Genomic DNA, 19,607 nt, shown 5'->3' with positions numbered 1-19,607 from the left:
TCCGTCCAATCTCCGCCAAGCATGCTCAAGCTTCACGATTTTTGCAACAGAGCCTGCCGCCGTGATGGCGTCGAGATTTTCAGATTTCGTTGCGCGCCATCAAACCGGCGATGTGATCGGCCTGACGGATGGCCAGGGCGACGATTGTCAGGGTCGGATTTTCAGTTGCGCTGGTGGTGAACTGGCTGCCATCAGAAATGAACAGGTTCTTGACCTCATGGGTCTGTCCCCATTTGTTGACGACGCCTTCTTCCGGTTTGTCGCTCATCCGATTGGTTCCCATATTATGGGTCGACGGATAAGGCGGCGTCAGGATCGTGCGTTTGGCGCCCACCGCCTCATAAAGCGCGGCTCCCTGGCGAAAGGCATGGCTCCGCATCGCCTCGTCGTTGGGATGGTCATCGTAATGGACGTTCGCGATCGGCATCCCAAATCTGTCCTTTTCGGACGCGTTCAAGGTGACCCGGTTGTTTGCCTGGGGCAAATCCTCCCCCACGATCCATAGACCGGCCATATGGTCGTAACTATCCAGTGCGGACGAAACGTCTCTGCCCCATGCGCCGGGGTTGAGGAAGGCCGCGGTGAAGGGCACACCGAGCGAGATGGTTTCCAACTCGAACCCGCCGACGTAACCGCGCTTTGGATCGTTGCGCGCCTCATCTCGAACGATGCCGGCCATCGTCGTGCCGCGATACATGTGCACGGGCTTATCGAAGGTCGCGTATACCGACCCGGTCGTGTGCCGCATATAATGGCGCCCGACCTGTCCAGAACCATTGGCCAGCCCATCCTTGAACAGGTTACTCGCCGAGTTGAGCAGCAGGCGCGGGCTTTCGATGGAATTGCCGGCAACTGCGACGATCCGTGCTTTTTGCAAGAACATCTTGCCCTCGCGGTCCGCATAGACGACGCCCGTCGCCTTGCCTTTCGCATCATGTTCGATGCGGATGACCTGGCTGTCGGGCCGTACTTCGAGCTTGCCGGTCGCTTCACCTTTCGGAATCTCGCTATAGAGAGTCGACCATTTGGCGCCGGATTTGCAGCCCTGGAAACAGAAACCGATCTGCTGGCAGCTGCCACGTCCATCCCGGGGCTGACTGTTGATCGACATATTGCCAGTATGAAAATCCTGATAGCCAAGCTTCTTTGCACCGGCAGCCAGGACCTTGTAATTATTATTACCGGGCAACCTTGGGATGCCATTGGTACCGGTCGTGCCCATTTTGAATTCGGCTTTGTCGTACCAAGGCGCCATTTCTTCGGCGGTTACAGGCCAGTCGAGCAAAGCGGCGCCGGGAATGTCGCCATAGGTGGAGCGTGCTTTCCACTCATGATCCTGGAAGCGGAGCGATGCGCCGGCCCAATGGGTGGTCGTTCCGCCCACGGCTTTGACGATCCAGGCGGGAAGATTGGGAAAATCCTTGGCGACGCGCCAGCTGCCCGAGGTCGTTCGTTTGTCCCGCCATGCCAACTGGGCGAAGCTTTCCCATTCGTCGTTGACGAAATCCTGGATTTCATACCGACTGCCCGCTTCGAGGCACACGACTTTTACGCCCTTCTGGGCGAGCTCGTTTGACAGGGTGCCCCCGCCGGCACCCGAGCCGATGACCACGACGACGCTGTCATCGTTAAGGTCGAAACTTGTGACCATGATATTTATCCTCTGATCGGAATGTACGGCAGCTTTCAGGCTGGCAGCCAGTCGAGGTCGTTAAATCCCCGGTGGATATATCCGCCAAGTTCAGCAGAGGAGCCCTCGTAGCCAAGTTTGGTCCAGACCTCTGGCTGGTTGTAGAGCGCGGTAATCATCTCGGACCGCATCTTCGTGAAGAAGGGGGTGTCCTCGATCGATTTCAGCACCGCTATGCGATCCGCTTCCGGCGCGATTTTTGTATATGGGCGTCCCTTGAGCCGTACCGCAGCCGCGTCCAGTGCAGTCACGCCATCCGACAACAAGGTCTTCGTGGCCTGGTCCGCTGCCACACCGGCATCGATCGTCGTCACTGCCGTTTCGTAATAGGCATCGGGAAGACGATCATGCGGATAAAGATCACGCGCGACCTTCAGAAGTGCCGGTGCAGCCGCGGGCTTCACGCTCTTTAGAGTAGCGGCGAAAGCTCCGCCATCAGAGAACGTACCGATAACACCGGCCAAGGCTGCGGCGCCAGCAGAACTGCCGAGAAAAGATCTCCGGTTCAGCTTTATTGTCTTATCTACGAGTCTCATTGCAAGCGCTCCAGGGATATACTGTGATGCGGTGTGACGAATGTTTCAGCGATATCGACCATGGGTCTGCAGTACCTCGATTTTGTATCCGTCCGGATCGATGATGAAGAAGAAGCGCGCCATAAGGGCGCCTTCCCGAAAGAATTCCTTGATCGGCTGCGGAGCGATGCCGCTCGCAGCCAGCCGCGCATGCTCCGCGTCGAGGTCGTCGACCGCCACGGCCACGTGGCCATAGCCGTCTCCATGCGTATAGGGCTCCGTCCGATCATGGTTGATCGTGAGTTCAATCTCTACGTCGTTTTCGGGATTGCGCAGATAGACAAGTGTGAACCCGTCGAACGGGAAACGGTCTGCAATCTCAAGCCCGAGAGCTTCTCGATAGAAATCGGCAGATTTTCGTTCGTCAAGAACGCGGATCATGGAGTGAATGATTTTTGCCATGGCGCGCCTCGCTATTTGCCTGTTGTCAGATAGTTGATGATCGCGCGGCGCTTCGCTGCGTCTGCTTGACGATAGTTCATGAAACTGCCGGGAACCGTCGTGTTGCTGTTCGTAAGCCAGCGATCGAGGTTTGGGCCGTTCCATTTCATTACGCTGCGCGACAGGGAGGGCGAGTAGGTAAAGCCTGCCTGCTTGCCGGCGGTCTTTCCCATAATGCCGGCCAATGACGGGCCAGCACGCACTTCCCCTGGTTTGACTGAATGACAGGTCCCGCACTGCTGTCCGAATAGCTTCGTACCCGAGATGGGCGCAGACGCCGGGACGCTCTGCGCCTGGCTGATCTTCGCAACTCCGAAGAGCAGCAGGATCGCTCCAATCCGAATGAGCTTCCAGCGATAGCGATAAAGCGTTGTCTGCATGATTTCCTCTCGATCAGGCTTTATGAGCGGCGCTTCAATCGGCGCGGGTGACATCGAGCTCTCTTTAAAGTGACGTCCTGCGGCACGAGCCATGATATCCTCCCTTGGATGCTCGGTATCGAGTTGCCCTGGCGGCACTTCTCCGGAGTAACTCAGCAAGGGGCGTGCCAATTCTGTGGCTTGCCCGCTCTATCGCTGTATTCCGTGCAAAATCATGGATCAGCCGCGAAAGTGGAATGATATTCTTGTGGTCGGTTGGCGGCGGCGAGAGATAATATGTGTCGTCTGCACCTCGGTGTTGCGACACCTTTGTTCCAGATACTGTCCCACTTCGTGCGACAATGTGAGCACTTGGCGCACTGTTGAGCAGCAAATCCCCCTTTTTTAAAAAATGGCACGGACGTTGCTAGGCAGTGATCGAGCGGCGGGCCACGATCTGCTGCCGTTCCGATGGTGGCCAGCAATCGGCAACTCATCACAAGCAAGTTGCAAAAGTTCGCCGGCCGGGCGGACAAGGATGGAGATCAGGAATGACCGAGGCACTTACACTCAACAAGATCATCAGCCAGAAAGGCATCAGCATAAGCGAAGCGACAAGACTGATTGCGGACCTTGGCTGGACCCCGTCCTACGTTCAGGACGCGATGACGTTTCCGACAGACTACAAGATCACCAAGCCACCCCGTGACCCGATGAAGCAGGTTTTGCGATCCTATTTTCCCATGCAGGAGGAAAAGGACAACCGCGTCTATGGGGCGCTGGACGCAGCCCTGCGCGGCGACATGTTTCGCAACGTTGAGCCGCGCTGGATCGAATGGATGAAGCTATTCCTGGCGATCATTCCTTTCCCCGAGATTTCGGCCGCCCGCTCCATGGCAACGCTTGGACAATTGGCACCGGGCGATCATCTGCGCACCGGGTTCACGATGCAGATGGTGGACGAGTTCCGCCACTCGACCATCCAGATGAACCTCAAGAAATGGTATATGGAGAACTATATCGATCCGGCGGGATTCGATATTACCGAAAAGGCGTTCGGCAAATGTTATGCGACCACGATCGGTCGTCAATTTGGCGAGGCGTTTCTGACCGGCGACGCGATCACCGCATCAAATATCTATCTCCAGGTCGCAGCAGAAACTGCTTTTACCAACACTTTGTTCGTCGCCATGCCGTCGGAAGCAGCCCGCAACGGCGACTATGCGCTGCCGACCGTGTTCCTATCGGTGCAGAGCGACGAGAGCCGCCATATCGGCAACGGACACTCGATGCTGATGTCGGTGCTAAAGGAGCCGGAGAACCACCTTCTGCTGGAGCGCGACATTCGCTACTCTTTCTGGCAGAACCACATGATCGTTGACGCCGCTATCGGCACGATCATCGAGTACGGCACCAAGAACCGCGACAAGAACAAAGAGAGCTACGCGGAACTATGGCACCGCTGGATTTTCGAGGATTATTACCGCACCTATATGCTGCCGCTTGAGAAATACGGCATCAAGATTCATCATGACGATGTTCATGAGGCGTTCGACTCGATCGTCAAGAAGGGCTATGTCCATAAGGTCGCCCAGTTCTTCTCGGCCGGCTGGTGGGCCAACTTCTGGCGTATCGAAGCGCAGACCGAGCGCGACTTCGAATGGTTCGAGTCAAAATATCCCGGCTGGTACAATGAGTTCGGCGCCTGGTGGGAGAATTACGAGAAGCTGTCCAAGCCTGGTAGCGAACTCATCACCTTCGCCGACACTGGCTATGTCTATCCGCATCGCTGCTGGTCAAGCCTCGTGCCCGCCGTCATCCGCGAAGACTTCTGCACCGGGGAGGTCGATGGCGAACTCTTCACCTACGCCAGCCCGATCGACCGCTGGACCCACCAGGAGGCGTTCTCTTCGGAATATCAGGGCCGCCCGACGCCTGCGATGGGCCGCTTCTCTGGCCGACGCCAGTGGGAAGAGGTTTACGACGGATGGGATGTCGCGGACGCGATCGTCGACATGGGCTTCGTCCGTCCCGACGGCAAGACGCTGATCGCCCAGCCGCACATGTCGTTCGAGGAGAAGGATATGTGGACCCTGGATCACGTCCGTGGCCACACCATTCGCAGCCCGCTTCTGGCGCTGCGCGGAATGACGCCTGAGGCGCAGATCAAGCATGTCGAGGACTACAAGAAGGGGTTCACGATCCGCCGGATCTGATCCTCCTGCAAGACCGGGCGGCAACGTGAGCCGTCGCCCGGTCACGCAGTAAAGTCGTCAAGGAGAAATTAAAATGGGACAGGAAATGCTCAAGCCTCAGCCGGCGGTTCACAAGGTGCGCCTGGAGCCGGTCGGCATCGAGATGGAGGTGGAGGAAGGGGAGACCGTCCTCGACGCTGCCTTCCGCCAGGGCGTTGCCTTGCCGCACGGCTGCAAGGAAGGCCAATGCTCGGCCTGCAAGTGCATTCTCAACGAAGGGGATGTCGAGCTGCTCAAATATTCGACGTTCGCCCTATCGGACCCGGAAAGGGAAAGTGGCCAGGTTCTGCTGTGTCGTACCCTCGCCTATAGCGATATCGAGGTCGAACTGCTGAACTTCGACGAAGATCTTCTGGCTAAGTCGATCGCGGTAAAGGCATTTGCCGGGAAGCTCGCGCGGGTCGAGCCGTTGACGCACGATATCGTCCGCATCGCCATCGACCTCGACCAGCCAATGAAGTTCTGGGCCGGGCAGTTCGCGGACCTGACGCTTCACGGGGCACAGGTCACCCGATCCTATTCGATGGGCAACCCGCCAACCGAACCGAACCGACTTGAATTCATCATCAAGAAGTATGCCAGTGGCGCTTTCTCCACTGCGATCGAGCAGGCGCAGATCGGGGAGACCGTGACGGTCAAAGGCCCTTACGGCTCCTGCTTCCGACGCGAAGAGCGTGAAGGTCCGATGATCCTGGTCGGTGGTGGATCCGGGATGGCGCCCTTGCTATCGATCCTGATGGACCAGGCGGCGAGTGGCGAGAATCGACCGGTGCGGTTCTTCTATGGTGCGCGAACCACCCGGGATCTTTTCGAGATTGAAGTGTTCGCAGACCTGGAAGCGAAGATGCCAAACTTCAAATTCATCCCTGCCCTGTCGCATCCCGAGGAAGGCGACGGATGGTCGGGGGAAACCGGCTTTATCCACGATGTCCTCCGTCGTCACCTGCTCGAAATGGACGATACAGACCAAGCCGATGCCTACAGCTGTGGTCCGCCGCCGATGATCGATGCGGCGTTACCCATCCTGCAGATGGCCGATGTCGATCCGGCACGCATATTCTTCGACAAATTCACTCAAGCAACGCCGCTTTAAGTCGGCTGTCATAACGCGAAGGGAGATCAAGATGTCTGTTGAGCTAGTAGAAGCGCCGCAGAAGTCGGCCGCGGCGGGAGCTAAAACGTTCCCGGGTTCCGATAGCCGCTCGTATAATTATTATGAGCCGAAAGGACGCAAGGCCACCCATTACGAGGATGTCACGGTCGACGTCCAGCCAGATCCCGAACGCTATCTGCTTCAAGACTGGATCATGTCCTTCAGTGACGGCACGCCGACTTACACCAAGGAATGGACTTCGATCAAGAGTAGCGACTGGCACAAGTATCGGGCGCCTGATCAGGAGTGGGAGCGCACCCACTATCAGCGCCAGTCGACGATCTGCGGCATGGTCAAGAATGTCGTCGACAATGCCCGGCGCGCCCGGGCGCCAACGCGGTTCGACAAGATGTGGGTGAAAATCCTGCAGGATCATGTCGGTGCCTACAAGCACGCTGAATATGGCCTGGGAACCGCGCTGATGCATGCCCAGCGTTATGGCTATACGCAGATGATCAACAATGCGATCCTGACCAATTCTTCCTATAAGCTTCGGCTTGCCCAGGACCTCACCCTCTATCTCGGCGAGGTCGCGCTCGACCTTCCCGAATTCGACCTGGATGCCGGCAAGCGCAACTGGCTGGAGAACCCGATCTGGCAAAAGGCGCGGGAACTGGTCGAATCCGCACGTGGTGCAGGGGACTTCTTGGAGCAGTATTTCATCGTCAACGTCCTGTTTGAACCGCTCGTGGGTGAACTGTTTCGGTCGGGCTTTGTCATGCAGGTCTCTGCCGCACAGAATGACTATTCTTCTCCTGCGGTGATTTCCGCTGCGGAAGCGGACTACGAGCGCAATCTGGCCAACACCGTCGAAATGTTTGCGCTGCTGGTTCGCGATCTAGAACATGGCGAAGACAATCGGCAGATCATTCATGGCTGGTTCGACAAATACTCGCCGATCGCGACGCAGGCGGCGATGGACCTCCAGCCGATCTGGTCCTTACCGCGGGTCAAGAGCGCGCAGTTCGCAGACGCCTATTCCTCCGCGCTCAATCGCCTGCAGGCGATCGCGGCGGAGATCGGCATCTTTTCGACGCAGGTGAAAATGCCCGAAGGCAACGCCGTCGAAGCCGCTGAGTAACCCATCACAGTAAAAGGGATTTCACCATGTCTATCACTTCCGAGCAGCAGCTCTTCACACCAATCAAGGACATCACGCAAGAGCGGACGATATCGCATCAATGCGGCGTGACCATGAACGATAGCGTTGAGGCACGCTGCATCGCCGAGATCCTCCAGCAGCGCCCGGGTATCAAGGTGACCCACCTTCCCGCGATGATCCGCGTCGACGGCGAAGGCAAGATCATCTTCGACATGGCGGAAATCAGCGAAGCGCTCGGTCGCGAGATGACGCCGCACCTCTTCGAGATATCCACCTCAACCCATTATGGCCGAATGGTGATGATCGACGAAAACACGGTCATCCTGTTCGGCGACATGGAAGAGGCCATGGAGTACGAATGAAGCCGATCAGACCCCGGCAGCCGCTCTGCCGGGGCTTCCACACCCTTACGTACATAAAGACCCCGCGGATTTGAAGGCGGGGCGGACCAGGAGAAGATAGATGGCCAAAATCATGCTCTACGATGCCGAAGCCCGCGCCGCGCTAGCCCGGGGCGTGGACCAGCTCTCGCGAGCGGTTGTCGGCACCCTTGGACCCAAGGGCACCAATGTGATCATCGACCGACCGATCGGGACCCCTATCGTGTCGCGCGACGGCGTCAGCATCGCGGCGGAAATCGAACTGCCGTGCCGCTTCGAAAATCTCGGAGCGCAAGTCGTGCGCGAAGTCTCGGCCCAGACGAATGAAATTGCCGGTGACGGGACGACGACTGCAACCGCATTGGCCAATGCGCTGGTTCAGGACGGCGTCAAACTGGTCGAGAAGGACCACAAGGCCGTCGATGTCATCGCAGGGATCGACCAGGCGCGTGATGTCATCATTAAAGCACTCCGAGAAAGCGCCCGCCCTGTTCGTCAGGGCGAACTGCGCATGGTCGCCAACGTTGCGGCGACCGATCCAGCGCTTGGACAGTTGATCGCGGAGGCGCTCGAACGTGTCGGACGTGAGGGTGTCGTCCATGTCGAATATGCGTTGCCCGGATCGCTGACCCGGCTTGAGGTCGACGAGGGTCTGGTGCTCGATCGTGGATTTGTTTCGCATCACATGGCGACCGATGCGTCGAGCTTGGTCGCGGAACTCGAAAATCCTGGCATCCTGCTGACGGATCAGAAGGTGCCTGATGCCAAACCAATCCTGAGGATACTCGATCAGCTCAAGCAGAGCGGACGACCCTTGCTGCTGATCGCGGACGAAATCGCTCCGGAAGTGGTGGCTGCTGTCATGCAGGCTCGGATCCAGGGTCGCGGCACTGCCGTTGCGATTAATCCACCCGAATTTGGTCATTGGCGCAAGGCGATGATGGAAGACATCGCCATCATGACCGGCGGTCGAGTGATCGCGCGAGATCTGGGCGGTCGCATCGAGGATGTGACGCTTGAGGATCTCGGCAACGCAACACGCGCGCGCATTTCCGCTTCGGCAACCATAATTCTCGGAGGCAATGGCGACAAAGCCCTGATAGATGGCCGCCGCCAGCTGGTGCAGAAGCTCTGGGATGACGCACCCCAGAATATCGAGCGCGACAAGTTTGCCGACCGTCTTGCCAAGTTGACGCGTGGCACTGCGTTGCTGCTTGCCGGTGGAGTGACGCCGGTGGAGCAGAAGCGCACGGCGCAACTGCTAGAGGATGGACTGAACGCTGCCAGGGCGGCCCGCGATGAGGGCGTCGTTGCCGGGGGCGGTGCTGCGCTTGTCCAAGTTGCCGGAAAACTCGATACGTTGGTCGAGGAAACCCTGAACGGTGCGCAGGTGGGTGTCATGCTGGTAAGAGATGCGATAAAACATCCTCTTTCCATCATCGCTCGCAACGCCGGTCAGGACGGAGCCGCCATAGTCGCGAGGGTGGCTGCCGAAGTCCACGGGATTGGTTTCGACGCCAAGTCGTGCGGTTTCACCGATATGTTCGAGGCGGGCGTCATCGATCCAGTCAAGGTAACTTGCACGGCGCTCGAGAATGCCGTGTCCGTTGCGAAGTTGATCCTTGGCACCCATTCGCTTGTCGTGGATCTGCCAGAAGGCGTCGATCCCACGGCCGGTCCAGCACGCGGTGGCGGGGCAGAGCTTTACGGGCGAGCGTGATCGGCGGCGGATCGGCGATGGCTATCCGCCCGCTCCGCGTCGAGGAGGGCTCCCCGCGGGCGGCGCGGGGGGCTCTCCAACTTATGAACGGCGAGGGGAGGGAATGGATGACGACGGATCGCTATGATAAAGTGCATCGGGAACTGGCGAAAGTCATTCCGGTCGGGCGACTGTTTACCGATCCCTTGCGGACGCTTGCCTATGGAACCGACGCCAGCTTCTACCGGCTAATCCCCCGGATCGTCGCGATCGTAGAAAGTGAAGCAGAGGTCCAGCACCTCCTCGACATCGCGCAGGCGCACCGGACGCCCGTTACCTTTCGTGCTGCGGGCACCAGTCTTTCGGGACAGGCGATCAGCGACAGCATCCTGATGGTATTGGGAGATGGCTGGCAGACGGGTGAAGTCGGGGCAGATGGCGCGACCATTCGGCTTAAATCAGGGGTGGTGGGCAGCGCCGCGAACCGGCTGCTTGCTCCCTATGGCCGAAAAATCGGTCCGGACCCGGCGTCGATCGCGACCGCGAAAATAGGTGGGATAGCCGCGAATAACGCAAGTGGCATGTGCTGCGGGACCGCCCAGAATAGCTATAATACACTCGTCGCGATGCGTCTGATCCTCGCAGATGGCACTTTGCTGGACACAGGAGACGAGGAGAGCCGGGCGGCCTTTGCCTCCAGCCATCGCGATTTGCTGGACCGGCTCCGCACGATGGCCGAGCGGACACAGGCTGACACCGCCCTTGCCGCGCGGATCGCCCGCAAATTCGCGATCAAGAATACGACGGGGTATGCGATCAATGCCCTGATCGATTATACCGACCCGATCGACATTCTCCAGCGCCTGATGATCGGGTCGGAAGGGACGCTCGGCTTTATCGGGGAGGTGACGCTCTCGACCGTTCCCGAAGCGCGTATCAAGGCGAGCGCGCTGTTGCTGTTCGCCGACGTTGCTGCCGCCGCGCGCGCCGTCATCGCTATGAAGGCGGCCCCCGTTTCGGCCGTTGAACTGATGGATCGTGCGTCCCTGCGTGCCGTCGATGGGAAGTCCGGCATTCCTGACGACCTGGCCAGACTCGGACCGGATGCAGCCGCACTTCTTGTCGAGACTCGATCGGAGACCAGCGACGACCTCGACCAGAATCTTGCGGCAATCGGCGCAGCATTGACCGGGCATGAGATGATCGCGCCGATGCGGTTCGACAGCGATCCTGTGGTGACAGATGCCTATTGGAAGATCAGGAAAGGTCTTTTTCCCGCCGTGGGCGCGATGCGGCGACCGGGAACCTCCGTCATCATAGAGGATGTCGCTTTCCCACTCGAACATCTCGCATCGGCCATCGGCGCGTTGCAGCGACTGTTCGAAATCCATGGCTATGACGAGGCCATCATCTTTGGCCATGCCCTGGAGGGAAACCTTCATTTTGTCTTCACCCAGGATTTCTCGACCGCCGCGGAAATCGACCGCTATCGCGGGTTCATGTTGGATGTCGTCTCCATGGTGGTCGTGCGCTTCAACGGATCGCTCAAGGCGGAGCACGGCACCGGGCGCAACATGGCGCCCTTCGTCGAGGTCGAATGGGGCGCGCGCGCCTATGCACTGATGCAGGAGATCAAGGCCCTGATCGATCCCGCCGGGCTCCTCAATCCCGGGGTCATCCTGAACGACGATGCCGAGGTGCATCTCAAGAATCTCAAGCCCCTGCCGATGACGGATCCGCTGGTAGATCACTGTATAGAGTGCGGTTTTTGTGAACCGACCTGCCCCTCGCACGGGTTCACGTTATCGCCGCGCCAGCGGATCGTGGGTAAGCGCGAAATTTCCCGCCGCCACGCTGCTGGAGAGGATGCGGAGGAGTTTGAACGGCTGTTTGCCTATGCCGGGGTCGACACCTGTGCGGCGTGCGGACTGTGTGCCGGGGCGTGTCCGGTCAATATCGAAACCGGCGCCCTCATGAAAAAGGATCGGGGGGAGCGCCATGGAGTGTTATCGCGCCGCGCGGGTGCCGTCGTTTCCGATCATATGAGTGTAACAATGGCGGGGGTGCGCGCCGGGCTTGGCGCGGCAAATATCACCGGACGCATGTTGGGTGCCGGTACGGTGCGTACGCTTGCCAATGGCGCTCGCATACTCTCCGGCAACCGGCTTCCGCAGATGCCCATCAATATGCCGCGCGCTGCCACGTTCGAGCCGGGGTCTTCCAACAGTCAAACACAGCCTCCGGGTGAGACGCGTTCACACATGCTATACGTGCCGAGCTGTGTGAGCCGCGCGATGGGGACCGCAGTAGGCGATCAGGAAACGCGGCCGCTGCCAGAAATCGTCTGCTCGCTGGCCAACCGGGCAGGGCTGGACGTCAGCTTTCCTGCTGGCGCCGACTACCTGTGCTGCGGCATGCCATGGGAGAGCAAGGGATTGCTGGAAACAGCGAACGCCAAAGCGGACGAGATGCTCGACGCTATCGTTGATGCCATGGCGGGCGCGAGCGCTATCATGATGGATACCAGCCCCTGCGCGTTCAGGTTGCGTCGGCGAGCGGAAGCCACTGGTCGGTCCTTGGCGGTGCTGGACATTGCCGACTTTCTCCACGACCTGGTCCTGCCTAACATCCGTGTTGCACGCGAGGGCGCCCCCGTCATGCTGCATACGACGTGCAGCAGTCGCCGCATGGGCCTGGACGCCAAGCTTGCCGCGGTGGCCCGGCGTTGCGCCATGACGGTCGTGATACCGCAGGACGTGGGATGTTGCGGCTTTGCCGGCGACAAAGGATTCACCACGCCTGAGCTTAATGACCACGCGCTACGGGATCTGGTCAAAGCCGTGCCGTCGGGCTGTTCCGCTGGTTATTCAACGAGCAGGACATGCGAGATCGGCCTCGCCGATCATGCCGGCATCTCCTATCGGTCCCTGGCCTATCTGGTCGAGGACGCAGCGAGAAGGGCGGAGTAGTAGATTACTACCACGGGTCTACGAATGGGTGTACATATGACGGGATGAATATGGAGTAACCCCATCAGATAAGGGGCACTCAAGAATGAGAGGAGCCAACAATTGACCATCATGTCGCGTGTGCCGCTCGGCTGGGCGAATTCCCGTGAGGCTACTGCAGAAATGCATCGCGTTTCGGATGGGTTCCGCGGCGGCTCAAATGTGATGCGATGCCGCTTGGGAAGCCCCGGGACGTTTGATGCCAATATTTTGTCGGGGGGGCAGGGACGATGATCGGCCGACCTATTTCTGGCGATGGCATCTTCAGAAACACTTTTCAACTTATGGACGACCAGGATTCGGTGGTCAGTAAGGCCTGGGAAAATTTTGTTTCTGGCGTTGGTCTTGAGCAATCCCCTGTTCGAGACGTTGTCATCGATTCGTGGCAGCGGTGCAGGCATTCCAACGTCAAACTGTCAGTCGACGTCGCGCCGCACCTAGGCGGAGACGTTCTGGGTTCGTTACGGAGAAAGAATAGGGAGCTTCTCCAGGCGGCTGCTGCCACTCTGGCGGAAGCTGCTGATGTCCTTGCAGGAACGTCATCCCTGATGCTGATAACAGACCCGATGGGGGTGGTCCTCGAATCGGTTGGTGACAGAAAGACGGTCCATGCCGGGATGGATATCGCACTATCCCAAGGCGGTCAGTGGCAGGAAGGCGCCGCCGGCACGAACGGGATAGGCACAGCGCTCGCAATTGATCGGGCCGTCATGGTGCACGCCGGCGAACATTATTGCGAAGGCATCAAGAGTTGGAGTTGCGCAGGCGCTCCGATCCACGATCCCGTGGATGGAAGCATCGTTGGCATCTTGGACATCTCTGCAAAGAGACAGGAGTCAAGTGCCCAGATCTTCGCGCTTGCCGTGGTCGCGGCCAGCCAGATCGAGCAAGCGCTGATGCGCGAAACCGAGTGTCAGCAACTCCGGCTCATGGAGATGGGCTTGGAACACAGCCAGCGGCATGCCGGTGATGGATTGATAGCGATCGATGCCAAGGGACGGATCGCCTATATGAGCCGCCTCGCCCAGCGAATGCTGGGTGAGCGTATCGAGTGCGCTGTTCCCGAACTCAAACGCGGAATGCAATTGCTCGACAGTTCGGGTCGTCCGATCAGCAAACTCGTTCCGAGTCTGCCAAGCGACTGGCTGCGCCCGTTGATTGCAAATGGCGACGTCACCGGACACCTGTTGGTAATCCCCTCAAGGACGGCGGCCAAGGCTGCTCCTGTCATTCGCGTGGTAACTGATGAAACCGATCCGGCCAGGTCACAGTTCGACAGCATCGTCGGCGTCAGCGAGAGCATCCGTCACGCTATCGCACAAGCCAAGCAGGTTGCCGCGTTGAACGTGCCGGTACTGATCGAGGGTGAGACCGGCGTTGGCAAGGAGCTTTTCGCGCGTGCTATCCACGGTCAGAGTGGGGTTGCGCGGGGGCCTTTCGTTCCGTTCAACTGTGGCGCCGTCTCGAAGGAAATGCTGGCGAGCGAATTGTTCGGCTATGCCAAGGGAGCCTTTACAGGCGCGAATGTCGAAGGTCGTATCGGCCGATTCGAGCAGGCTGACGGAGGAACCCTGTGCCTCGATGAAATTGGCGAGCTTCAACTGGAGTTGCAACCATATCTGTTGAGGGTTCTTGAGGAAGGCGTGATCTACAGGGTCGGCGATAATCGACCGCGGCGGATTAATGTTCGCGTCCTGGCCATGACAAATCGCGATTTGCGTGCGGAGGTGGCCGCCGGGCGCTTTCGGCTCGATCTCTATCATCGCTTGAGTGTCACGGCGATCGAGGTGCCGCCGCTTCGGCTGCGACCTGGCGATCTCGACTGCCTTATCGATTACTTCAATCCGCGCGTAGCGGATCGGCACGCCCGCGAGCCAGCCCGGTTCACAGAAGAGGCGATGAGCCGGCTCAGAGCCTACACATGGCCCGGAAACATCCGTGAACTGCGCAACGTCGTCGAACGGGGCATTTTGTTTGCGCATGACGGCATCGCCGATGTGGCTTGCCTGCCCAGGGAAATCGCGGCGTCCGAGCCGCTCGTAAGGGGGCTCCGTCCCCCGATGGTGGATCACGGAGCCGACGAAAGCAGGTCGCTTGGTAGCGCAGAGCAGGCTGCGATAAATGATGCGATGCGCGTCTCCGGCGGGAACCTATCTGTGGCGGCTTCGATGTTGGGAATTTCACGCAGCACGCTCTATCGAAAGATGTCCCAACACGGATTGAAACGCGTAGTACCGCTTTATTTACATGGCCGATTCGGAGCATCACCGGCTGAATCATAGTTTGATATGAAGTATTTCCTAGATGGTAGTAATATAGTATGTAATCCTGTGTTCATCCAGCAACTTTTTTTTTGATTATCTAAATAGTGATAAACTAAATTGGACTTGATGGTAAAGTCATGATGTTCTTAATCCCAGCCTGACGTTAGCTCAGGTTAACGATGGGAGAGTTTTATGGTATCGAAGAACATCGCCATAGTTGCTTCGCTCGGAGCTGCTCTTGCTGTCACGTTCATGCCTGGAGTCGTGAGCGCGACGGAACTTGAGCCTTATGAGTTCGTGACCGCACCAGACGGCACCACGGTCTTCATCGGTTATGCTTTATATGGCCATCATGACAAGTTGGCGCCGGACAAGGGGCCGACCTTGAAGGACGGTACCAATCTCGATCTGGAACTGAGCATCGCAAGGGTCGCGCACTATTTCAACATCGGCAAGACACTGGCTCTCGTCGAGGTGCTGCAGCCCTTCGGGACACTTAACAAAGCCCGCATAGGCGGTACTTCCTTCAAGCGCAGTTCGGGCCTTGGCGACACGATCCTTGCCGCTGCAGTTTGGCCTATAAATGATAAAAAGCGGCAAACCTATTTCGGTGTGACACTGTACGTCACCATACCGACCGGGAAGTACGACAAACTCCAGACGATCAATCTGGGGGGCAATCGTGTCGTCTATGATCCACAGATAGCGTTGCATCAGGGTTTCGGTGAACACTGGTCCACGGATTTGACTGCAGACCTGATTGTCTATGGCGACAATGACGAGGCAGGCGCGCTCGGCGAGCAAACACTGTCTCAAAGGAACAGCGTCCAACTCCAGGGGTTCCTGAACTATAAATGGAACAACGGCCTGACCACGTCGATCGGCTATCAGGGATATCGAGGTGGGCGGCAGCGACTTGATGGTGTCAGCAACGGCTTGAGAACCGATTTCAATGAGGTCCGCTTTGTAGCAAGCAAATTCATCGCTCCGAAGTTCCAGTTGCTCGGGGAGGTCAACCATCAGTTAAATGCACGGGGCGGATTTCGTCAGGACGTTGGTTTCCTGCTGCGCGGGCTCTACATCTTTTAGTATCCTTTTCGCCGCCGATGGCTGATTGGCCAAGATTGTAACAGGATGACACAAATGTGTGTCATCCTGTCTTGGAACGTCGCTATCGGATGCACGAGAATGCGCCGTTGAAGCAAGTGGCACGAAACTTGTTTAGCTCTTGTCGGCCCTGATTCAGCAAGGGTCCAGGGGAAGAAGCATGTGTCGGTTGTTTCAGGCTACGGACAAGGGTAGTTACTCGGTTCTCACTCGAAAACTTCGCATCCACGGCCATTCGACTTCAGTCCGCCTCGAGCGCGGCTTCTGGGCCATTATTGAAGACATGGCCCGCTTCGAAGGAAAAAGTGTTGGACGGTTGGTAACATCGCTGCACGACGAAATCCGTCGGACAGAAACCGATCTGACGAATTTTGCCTCATGCTTGCGGGTAATCGCCTTGCACTACGTGATAGGTGGCACCCGTGAGTTCGACGCCGAAAGCGCGACAACGTTGGTGACAGGTAACAGCCATGGTCATTGACCCGCTGGGGTGCCTCGGGGAAATCGTGCAGTTTCCTTGCCTTGAAGATAATTATGGCTTTTTGATTCGAGACGCATCCAGTGGCCAGGTCGTCGCAATAGACACCCCTGATGCTGTTGCAATCCTTGCGGTACTCGATGAACGGAAATGGCCGCTCGATTATATTCTCAATACGCATTGGCATGCAGATCATGTGGGCGGGAACGCCGCACTCAAGTTGGCCACGGGCGCGCGGGTGGTCGCGCCCCAGATAGAAATGACACGCATACCGGACGTTGACATCGCAATCGGCGACGGTGCGATCATCTCTCTAGGGGCACTGGAAATCGTGGCAATGGCGACGTCTGGACACACGCTGGGCCATATGAGCTTCTATATACCCAAACTGGAATCCATTTTTGTGGGCGACACCCTCTTCGTCATGGGGTGTGGGCGCATTTTTGAGGGGACGTCCGGAATGATGTGGCATAGTCTGGCAAAGATCGCCGCGCTGCCAGATCAGACCAGGGTCTATTGCGCGCACGAGTATAGCGCCGCCAACGCACTGTTTGCAGTAACGATAGACGATTCGACGGAGACGCTCGCGCGGGCGGAACACTTACTTGCGATGCGCGACAGGGGCGAGCCAACGGTCCCAACGACTGTCGGCATCGAACGGAAGACCAATCCGTTTCTTCGTCTGCCAGATAAAATCATAGGCAGCGCTGAAGTCAAGGCAGCACAGTTCGCCCGCCTTCGAGCGCAAAAGGACAAATTTTAATGGTTCTACACCAACTGCGGGGTATGACGCTGGCCGTGTCGAACCCGTGTTGCAATAGCCTCTGTCCCTGCTGCACCCTGGCGAACGACGACGGAGCTTCCCGCGAAGAGGAAGTGGGAGACGGAAGTCGGTCACGCGATCCGGCGCAACGCCGTCCGCTGACGCCTCCAGAATCGGTTCCCAGCAGAGTTTTTCTGAAATTGGCCAATTTTGACGGGAAAGTACGAAAGTTTCGCGCGACGGCAATCACATGAATCCCAGACAGTCGTCGCGCAATTCCACGGCGATCCCGCCGCGCACGGCGTTGTGCGGTCATCTTGTCCGTCCGACTGTCCGGAAATCACTGTCGGATTGCAAAAGTGCGCGACAACCTTACGAATGGGGTTTTCCATCAGGAGGGATCGGCGCTGATATGGCCGCATACGGCATGCGCCAATCTAGGGCGGCGCGATTCATATGATTGCCGACACTGCAATGCTGCCTGTCGCCCATCGACCAAAGTCGGACGCCATTCTTTGTTTTGCGTTGCCCCTAAAGCAGCCATAAAATGATCGTGGGCATCGGAAGGAAGCAGGGCATGATATCAGTGCTATTTTGCAGCGTGTTTTTCAAATAGACGGTCGAAATGCCGGATGCAGATTTTTTAAGCCCGAGCCTGATGGACAGGATTACCATTGCCGCTATGCAATAGATTGGTCCGAAGGGGCATATGAAGGCCGAGCTTACGGCGTGGATGCCATTCAAGCTCTCTTGCTAGCGATGCAAAAAGCCCATACGGATTTGCTGGCTGCGCGCGAAAACGAAGGGCGGCAGATCGCTTGGCTCGATATGCCCGGCCTTGGTATGCCGATCCCAAAGACGATTTCTGATTGGGCACCCGACAACGAGTTTTAATGGATCAGCGTCCGATTCTCCCCCGCCAAAATCGCAATCCGACTGTCGCCTACCCACCCATCCTCGCCATTTTCGATCCGATGCGCGACAAACAGGCGATAGCTGGTACCCACCATGTGATGTCGCCAAATTTTTGGTTGCAGTCCATCGTGTATTGAATATCCGCCATCCAATGACCCCCGCGCTGATGCGGAGAAAGCCCCCGACCTGATAGGCGTAAGCGCCGACGGAAGGTGGCGTTGACGCGGCCCGTCAGGCTTTCCGGCGTGTCCGCGGTGCCCATTTTTTCGCGAGCGCTTCCAGCCTTGCCTCGATCAGGGGGATATCGGGCTGGGCGTTGGGATCATGGTCGTCGCCGAGGGTATCGAGCGCTTCTTCATGATATTCATGCTGGGGGTCGCCGAGCGCTTCGAGCTTTTCGGCGTAGCCCCATGGCCCGCCACTGTCCTCCGGCGGCCGCATGCCTACTGCATCGAGGATGAGCGGATATGTCAGGTGCGGGCTGGCCGCGCTGACGCGCTCGATCTTGACGCTATGCTCCCAGGCGTCGCCAAAGTCGTAGAGATATCGGAAGGTCGTGCGCCTCGTATCCGCCAGGACCTGGGCGAGAGTGGCCTTACGGGCGTCGAGCGGCCCGTCGAAGCCATATTCGGGATCAGGGATGCCGAAGCCGGTTTGCCCGAAGCTCATTTCCCACAGGTGAGAGTCCGTCCAGGAGAAGGCAGTCTGGAAGACGGTGTGCAGACGATCGAGCCGGATATTGAGCGGCACCTCCAGCGTTCGGCTGACGGCCGGTGTGACATCGTCCAGCGTAATCTTCATCCGCACGACAGTGCCGTTGCTCACGCAGCCTTCTCCAGATCGTTGGTCAGCCTTGATGAATGCTTGTATCGAGAAGCTTTCAAAGACGTGGCGGAAACCTTTAATTGCTGCCCGTTGCCCACCAAGCCTGCATAATTTCCTTACGAATAAAGTCGATCCAATACGGTAGACAAAGATGGCATAGCGGTGTCATGCATCACGGAAAGTAAGACAGAGGAAAAATATGATGAAGATCAGCGCACGCAATCAGCTACCCGGCAAGGTGACGGCGATTCAGCCTGGTGCGGTCAACGGTTCGGTGAAAGTCGATATCGGAAACGGCGTTCTCATAACTGCCAACATCACGGAAGAGGCGATCGCCGAGCTGGCACTGGCGGAAGGCGATCAGGTGACGATTCTCGTAAAGGCGAGCGACGTACTTATAGGCAAGTGACGTTTGTTTTCCGTCGGATCTAAAGGAAACTGTCCCGATCCGGCTCGAATGCAAAGCGCTTTAAAATGCCTTGCCAGCATGGCATTGAGCGGCGCACCGAGAGAGCGTCATCTCTTTGTAATCGGAATGAGGCTCTGTTGCAAAGATTGGCGGCAGTCAGAGGTAGGCTGTCGCTCTGCGCCGA

At 58.0% G+C, this 19,607-nt stretch carries 17 protein-coding genes; 12 read left to right on the top strand and 5 right to left on the bottom strand.

The window, feature by feature from the left end; genetic code table 11:
- Positions 1–79: 79 nt before the first annotated feature.
- From ACEK02_RS02770 to ACEK02_RS02755, 4 genes are all read right to left on the bottom strand, one after another.
- A complete protein-coding gene (locus ACEK02_RS02770; protein ID WP_371420275.1) occupies positions 80–1,651 on the bottom strand; it encodes a GMC family oxidoreductase in 1,572 nt (523 codons plus the stop codon).
- A 35-nt stretch (positions 1,652–1,686) separates the two neighbouring features.
- The gene (locus ACEK02_RS02765; RefSeq protein WP_371420274.1) at positions 1,687–2,154 is read right to left on the bottom strand and encodes a gluconate 2-dehydrogenase subunit 3 family protein; all 468 of its coding nucleotides are present in this window, start codon (positions 2,152–2,154) and stop codon (positions 1,687–1,689) included.
- Positions 2,155–2,271: 117 nt separating this feature from the next.
- A complete protein-coding gene (locus ACEK02_RS02760) occupies positions 2,272–2,667 on the bottom strand; it encodes a VOC family protein (RefSeq protein WP_371420273.1) in 396 nt (131 codons plus the stop codon).
- 11 nt (positions 2,668–2,678) lie between these two features.
- A complete protein-coding gene (locus tag ACEK02_RS02755) occupies positions 2,679–3,179 on the bottom strand; it encodes a cytochrome c family protein (RefSeq protein ID WP_371420272.1) in 501 nt (166 codons plus the stop codon).
- 437 nt (positions 3,180–3,616) lie between these two features.
- Here ACEK02_RS02755 and ACEK02_RS02750 point away from each other — a divergent pair, with 437 nt between their 5' ends.
- The 11 genes from ACEK02_RS02750 (at position 3,617) to ACEK02_RS02700 (ending at position 18,168) form a co-directional block, all read left to right on the top strand.
- A complete protein-coding gene (locus ACEK02_RS02750; RefSeq protein WP_371420271.1) occupies positions 3,617–5,281 on the top strand; it encodes a methane monooxygenase in 1,665 nt (554 codons plus the stop codon).
- Between the two features lie 73 nt (positions 5,282–5,354).
- Positions 5,355–6,413, top strand: a complete 1,059-nt coding sequence (locus tag ACEK02_RS02745) for an NADH:ubiquinone reductase (Na(+)-transporting) subunit F (protein WP_371420270.1) — start codon at positions 5,355–5,357, stop codon at positions 6,411–6,413.
- Between the two features lie 31 nt (positions 6,414–6,444).
- Entirely contained in the window at positions 6,445–7,554 is a 1,110-nt protein-coding gene (locus ACEK02_RS02740; RefSeq protein ID WP_371420269.1) for an aromatic/alkene monooxygenase hydroxylase subunit beta, read from the top strand.
- A gap of 26 nt (positions 7,555–7,580) precedes the next feature.
- Positions 7,581–7,937 (top strand): MmoB/DmpM family protein, encoded by a 357-nt coding sequence (locus ACEK02_RS02735; protein WP_371420268.1) that lies wholly within the window; start codon positions 7,581–7,583, stop codon positions 7,935–7,937.
- A 100-nt stretch (positions 7,938–8,037) separates the two neighbouring features.
- Positions 8,038–9,675, top strand: coding sequence for a chaperonin GroEL (gene groEL / locus ACEK02_RS02730; protein ID WP_371420267.1), 1,638 nt, complete (start codon positions 8,038–8,040; stop codon positions 9,673–9,675).
- A 107-nt stretch (positions 9,676–9,782) separates the two neighbouring features.
- Positions 9,783–12,623, top strand: a complete 2,841-nt coding sequence (locus ACEK02_RS02725; protein WP_371420266.1) for an FAD-binding and (Fe-S)-binding domain-containing protein — start codon at positions 9,783–9,785, stop codon at positions 12,621–12,623.
- 269 nt (positions 12,624–12,892) lie between these two features.
- On the top strand, positions 12,893–14,944 hold the full coding sequence (locus tag ACEK02_RS02720) for a sigma-54-dependent Fis family transcriptional regulator (RefSeq protein WP_371420265.1): 2,052 nt from the start codon (positions 12,893–12,895) through the stop codon (positions 14,942–14,944).
- 174 nt (positions 14,945–15,118) lie between these two features.
- Complete coding sequence (locus tag ACEK02_RS02715; RefSeq protein ID WP_371420264.1) at positions 15,119–16,015, top strand: transporter; 897 nt, start codon at positions 15,119–15,121, stop codon at positions 16,013–16,015.
- A gap of 178 nt (positions 16,016–16,193) precedes the next feature.
- Entirely contained in the window at positions 16,194–16,514 is a 321-nt protein-coding gene (locus tag ACEK02_RS02710) for a ribbon-helix-helix domain-containing protein (RefSeq protein ID WP_371420263.1), read from the top strand.
- Positions 16,504–17,274 carry a hydroxyacylglutathione hydrolase gene (gene gloB, locus ACEK02_RS02705; RefSeq protein WP_371420262.1) on the top strand — a complete coding sequence of 257 codons (771 nt, stop codon included), beginning with the start codon at positions 16,504–16,506 and terminating at the stop codon, positions 17,272–17,274. Before ACEK02_RS02710 ends, gloB begins: the two co-directional genes overlap by 11 nt.
- Positions 17,275–17,868: 594 nt before the next feature.
- Positions 17,869–18,168, top strand: coding sequence for a hypothetical protein (locus ACEK02_RS02700; RefSeq protein ID WP_371420261.1), 300 nt, complete (start codon positions 17,869–17,871; stop codon positions 18,166–18,168).
- 252 nt (positions 18,169–18,420) lie between these two features.
- Here ACEK02_RS02700 and ACEK02_RS02695 read toward each other — a convergent pair whose 3' ends face one another.
- Positions 18,421–19,014, bottom strand: a complete 594-nt coding sequence (locus ACEK02_RS02695) for a plasmid pRiA4b ORF-3 family protein (RefSeq protein WP_371420260.1) — start codon at positions 19,012–19,014, stop codon at positions 18,421–18,423.
- 199 nt (positions 19,015–19,213) lie between these two features.
- Between ACEK02_RS02695 and ACEK02_RS02690 the strand changes: the two genes are divergently transcribed.
- Entirely contained in the window at positions 19,214–19,423 is a 210-nt protein-coding gene (locus tag ACEK02_RS02690) for a molybdopterin-binding protein (RefSeq protein ID WP_371420259.1), read from the top strand.
- Positions 19,424–19,607 lie beyond the last annotated feature (184 nt).

This window comes from Tardiphaga sp. (assembly GCF_041424195.1).
In the GTDB taxonomy this organism is placed as follows: Bacteria; Pseudomonadota; Alphaproteobacteria; order Rhizobiales; family Xanthobacteraceae; genus Tardiphaga.
This window is presented reverse-complemented; position numbering and strand designations above follow the sequence as displayed.

Excerpts from the sequence above, each read along its gene's own strand:
- ACEK02_RS02715 (WP_371420264.1), top strand. The coding sequence starts at position 15,119 with ATGGTATCGAAGAACATCGCCATAGTTGCTTCGCTCGGAGCTGCTCTT.
- ACEK02_RS02755 (WP_371420272.1), bottom strand. The coding sequence starts at position 3,179 with ATGGCTCGTGCCGCAGGACGTCACTTTAAAGAGAGCTCGATGTCACCC.
- ACEK02_RS02770 (WP_371420275.1), bottom strand. The coding sequence starts at position 1,651 with ATGGTCACAAGTTTCGACCTTAACGATGACAGCGTCGTCGTGGTCATC.
- gloB (WP_371420262.1), top strand. The coding sequence starts at position 16,504 with ATGGTCATTGACCCGCTGGGGTGCCTCGGGGAAATCGTGCAGTTTCCT.
- ACEK02_RS02740 (WP_371420269.1), top strand. The coding sequence starts at position 6,445 with ATGTCTGTTGAGCTAGTAGAAGCGCCGCAGAAGTCGGCCGCGGCGGGA.
- ACEK02_RS02690 (WP_371420259.1), top strand. The coding sequence starts at position 19,214 with ATGATGAAGATCAGCGCACGCAATCAGCTACCCGGCAAGGTGACGGCG.
- ACEK02_RS02745 (WP_371420270.1), top strand. The coding sequence starts at position 5,355 with ATGGGACAGGAAATGCTCAAGCCTCAGCCGGCGGTTCACAAGGTGCGC.
- ACEK02_RS02750 (WP_371420271.1), top strand. The coding sequence starts at position 3,617 with ATGACCGAGGCACTTACACTCAACAAGATCATCAGCCAGAAAGGCATC.
- groEL (WP_371420267.1), top strand. The coding sequence starts at position 8,038 with ATGGCCAAAATCATGCTCTACGATGCCGAAGCCCGCGCCGCGCTAGCC.
- ACEK02_RS02725 (WP_371420266.1), top strand. The coding sequence starts at position 9,783 with ATGACGACGGATCGCTATGATAAAGTGCATCGGGAACTGGCGAAAGTC.
- ACEK02_RS02760 (WP_371420273.1), bottom strand. The coding sequence starts at position 2,667 with ATGGCAAAAATCATTCACTCCATGATCCGCGTTCTTGACGAACGAAAA.
- ACEK02_RS02735 (WP_371420268.1), top strand. The coding sequence starts at position 7,581 with ATGTCTATCACTTCCGAGCAGCAGCTCTTCACACCAATCAAGGACATC.
- ACEK02_RS02720 (WP_371420265.1), top strand. The coding sequence starts at position 12,893 with ATGATCGGCCGACCTATTTCTGGCGATGGCATCTTCAGAAACACTTTT.
- ACEK02_RS02710 (WP_371420263.1), top strand. The coding sequence starts at position 16,194 with ATGTGTCGGTTGTTTCAGGCTACGGACAAGGGTAGTTACTCGGTTCTC.